Raw genomic sequence first — 4,224 nt, 5'->3', positions numbered from 1 at the left:
GATTGCTTGCCGTACTTGTACCTAAAGCATCTGTCTTGGTATTCGCGGCTGTAGTTACTGCACCAAGTTGACTTACATTAACAGCATCAGTTGCATTAGTGCCTGCTGCTACATTGGTAATCTTCTGATTGCCTGCATCAATACCAGACTTGGTCACGCTTGGACCACCCGCAATGGTTAAACCATTGTTATCAACCTTGGTGTTACCGACCGTTAAGCTACCCGCATTGGTTAATGCAATGTTGTCATTCACATTGTATTTATAGGTATTGGTTGCAGGGTCATATACTGCAGTGGTGTTGGTGCCATCTGCAAAGTTAACCGTTTCACCCAGCTTCACATTATCAGCCGTACCACCATTCACACTAAAGTTCAGGCCTTTGTCTGCCGTTGCTTGGGCTGCTGCTGCATTCGTCACTGCTGTATTTGCAGTGTTCTGGGCAGTCGTTACATTCTGGTTGGTCGCATTTAACTGGCTACCATTTACTGCATCTGTAGAGGTCGCAGAAATTGTTCCTGCTGCCACGTTGGTAATCTTCTGATTACCCGCATTAATGCCAGACTTGGTCACGCTTGGACCACCAACAATGGTTAGACCATTGGTGTCTAGCTTGCTGTCGCCTGCCGTTACGCTGTCAATATTTAGATCACGGTTCAGTGCATACTGGATCTTGTTACCAGTCTTGGTTACTTTCAGGTTGCTTTCGCCTGCAACCGTACCAATGTCAACTGTATCACCAGCTTTCACTGCACCTGCATTGGTACCATTGCTTTGTAGTGTCCAGCCTTTATCCAGTGCTGTAATCGCGTCACCAACGTTGTTCACGTTGTTGCCATTCACGCTATAGACTGGTGAACTGACTGCGCCCGTAACCGGATTATAGACTGCACCTCCACCCAGATTGCTTGCCGTACTTGTACCTAAAGCATCTGTCTTGGTATTCGCGGCTGTAGTTACTGCACCAAGTTGACTTACATTAACAGCATCAGTTGCATTAGTGCCTGCTGCTACATTGGTAATCTTCTGGTTAGCAGCATTGATACCCGCAGTCGTTACACTTGGGCCACCGGTAATGGTTAAACCACTGTTATCAACCTTAGTACTGCCTACTGTTAAGCTGCCGGCATTGGTTAATGCAATGTTGTCATTCACATTGTATTTATAGGTATTGGTTGCAGGATCATACACTGCTGTGGTGTTGGTGCCATCTGCAAAGTTAACCGTTTCACCCAGCTTCACATTGTCAGCCGTACCGCCATTCACACTAAAGTTCAGACCTTTGTCTGCCGTTGCTTGTGCTGCTGCTGCATTCGTCATTGCCGTGTTTGCAGTATTTTGCGCAGTCGTTACATTCTGGTTGGTTGCATTTAACTGACTTACATTGACCGCATCAGTCGCATTGGTTCCTGCTGTAACATTGGTAATCTTCTGGTTGCCTGCATTAATACCTGCAGTTGTTACACTTGGGCCACCACTAATAGTTAAGCCACTGTTATCAACCTTGGTGTTACCAACCGTTAAACTGCCCGCATTGGTTAATGCAATGTTGTCATTTACATTGTATTTATAGGTATTGGTTGCTGGGTCATACACTGCTGTGGTGTTGGTACCATCTGCAAAGTTAACCGTTTCACCTAACTTCACATTGTTTGTCGTACCACCATTGACACTAAAGTTCAGGCCTTTGTCTGCTGTGGCTTGGGCTGCTGCTGCATTGCTGACTGCTGTGTTTGCAGTGTTTTGTGCAGTCGTTACATTCTGGTTGGTCGCATTTAACTGACTACCATTCACTGCATCTGTTGATGTAGCAGAAATAGTCCCTGCTGCAACGTTAGTAATCTTCTGGTTAGCTGCATCAATACCAGACTTGGTCACACTTGGGCCACCAGCAATGGTGAGACCATTGGTATCTAGCTTGCTGTCGCCTGCCGTTACGCTGTCAATATTAAGATCACGGTTCAGTGCATACTGGATCTTGTTACCAGTCTTGGTTACTTTCAGGTTGCTTTCGCCTGCAACCGTACCAATGTCAACTGTATCGCCAGCTTTCACTGCACCTGCATTGGCACCATTGCTTTGCAAGGTCCAGCCTTTGTCCAATGCAGTGATCGCATCGCCCACGTTATTCACGTTGTTGCCATTCACACTATAGACTGGTGAACTGACTGCACCTGTAACCGGATTATAGACTGCACCTCCACCCAGATTGCTTGCCGTACTTGTACCTAAAGCATCTGTCTTGGTATTCGCGGCTGTAGTTACTGCACCAAGTTGACTTACATTAACAGCATCAGTTGCATTAGTGCCTGCTGCTACATTGGTAATCTTCTGGTTAGCAGCATTAATACCTGCAGTTGTTACACTTGGGCCACCGGTAATGGTTAAACCACTGTTATCAACCTTAGTACTGCCTACTGTTAAGCTGCCAGCATTGGTTAATGCAATGTTGTCATTCACATTGTATTTATAGGTATTGGTTGCAGGATCATACACTGCTGTGGTGTTGGTGCCATCTGCAAAGTTAACCGTTTCACCCAGCTTCACATTGTCAGCCGTACCACCATTGACACTAAAGTTCAGGCCTTTATCTGCCATCGCTTGGGCTGCTGCTGCATTGCTGACTGCTGTGTTTGCTGTGTTCTGGGCAGTTGTTATATTCTGATTGGTTGCATTTAACTGGCTACCATTTACTGCATCTGTAGAGGTCGCAGAAATTGTTCCTGCTGCCACGTTGGTAATCTTCTGATTACCCGCATTAATGCCGGCAGTGGTTACACTTGGGCCGCCGGTAATGGTTAGACCACTGTTATCAACTTTAGTATTGCCAACTGTTAAGCTACCCGCATTGGTTAATGCAATGTTGTCATTCACATTGTATTTATAGGTATTGGTTGCAGGGTCATATACTGCAGTGGTGTTGGTGCCATCTGCAAAGTTAACCGTTTCACCTAACTTCACGTTGTCTGCCGTACCACCATTGACACTAAAGTTCAGGCCTTTGTCTGCTGTCGCTTGCGCTGCTGCTGCATTCGTTATTGCCGTGTTTGCAGTATTTTGCGCAGTGGTTACATTCTGGTTGGTCGCATCTAACTGGCTACCATTCACTGCATCTGTTGACGTAGATGAAATAGTCCCTGCCGCAACGTTGGTAATTTTCTGGTTACCTGCATTAATGCCGACAGTTGTTACACTTGGACCACCAGTAATGGTTAATCCGCTATTATCAATCTTAGTATTGCCAGTCGTTAAACCACTGTTATCAACTTTAGTATTGCCAACTGTTAAACTACCTGCATTGGTTAATGCAATGTTGTCATTTACATTGTATTTATAGGTGTTGGTTGCAGGATCATACACTGCTGTGGTGTTGGTGCCATCTGCAAAGTTAACCGTTTCACCTAACTTCACATTGTCTGCCGTACCACCATTAACACTAAAGTTCAGGCCTTTATCAGCCGTTGCTTGTGCTGCAGCAGCATTGGTCACTGCTGTATTTGCAGTATTTTGAGCAGCAGTTACATTCTGGTTAGTCGCATTTAACTGGCTACCATTCACTGCATCTGTTGATGTAGATGAGATAGTACCTGCTGTAACATTGGTAATTTTCTGGTTGCCTGCATTGATACCTGCAGTCGTTACACTTGGACCGCCTGTAATGGTTAGGCCACTGTTATCAACCTTGGTGTTACCAACCGTTAAACTGCCCGCATTGGTTAATGCAATGTTGTCATTTACATTGTATTTATAGGTATTGGTTGCTGGGTCATACACTGCTGTGGTGTTGGTACCATCTGCAAAGTTAACCGTTTCACCTAACTTCACGTTATCCGCTGTGTCACCATTAACACTAAAGTTCAGACCTTTATCTGCTGTTGCTTGTGCTGCTGCTGCATTCGTCATTGCCGTGTTTGCAGTATTTTGCGCAGTCGTTACATTCTGGTTGGTTGCATTTAACTGACTTACATTGACCGCATCAGTCGCATTGGTTCCTGCTGTAACATTAGTAATCTTCTGGTTGCCTGCATTAATACCTGCAGTGGTTACACTTGGACCGCCAGTAATAGTTAATCCGTTGTTATCAACCTTGCTATTCCCGACCGTTAAACTGCCCGCATTGGTTAATGCAATGTTGTCATTTACATTGTATTTATAGGTATTGGTTGCTGGGTCATACACTGCTGTGGTGTTGGTACCATCTGCAAAGTTAACCGTTTCACCTAACT

1 protein-coding gene is annotated in these 4,224 nt (G+C 45.1%); it reads right to left on the bottom strand.

Annotated features, from left to right (window positions below; genetic code table 11):
• On the bottom strand, positions 1-4,224 hold a 4,224-nt coding region (locus ACH8JV_RS18965; protein WP_396523169.1), incomplete at both ends, for a beta strand repeat-containing protein.

This window comes from Acinetobacter sp. ABJ_C5_2, assembly GCF_044538485.1.
Lineage (GTDB): Bacteria > Pseudomonadota > Gammaproteobacteria > Pseudomonadales > Moraxellaceae > Acinetobacter > Acinetobacter nosocomialis_A.
The sequence above is the reverse complement of the archived record's forward strand: the minus strand, read 5'-3'. Positions and strand labels throughout refer to the sequence as shown.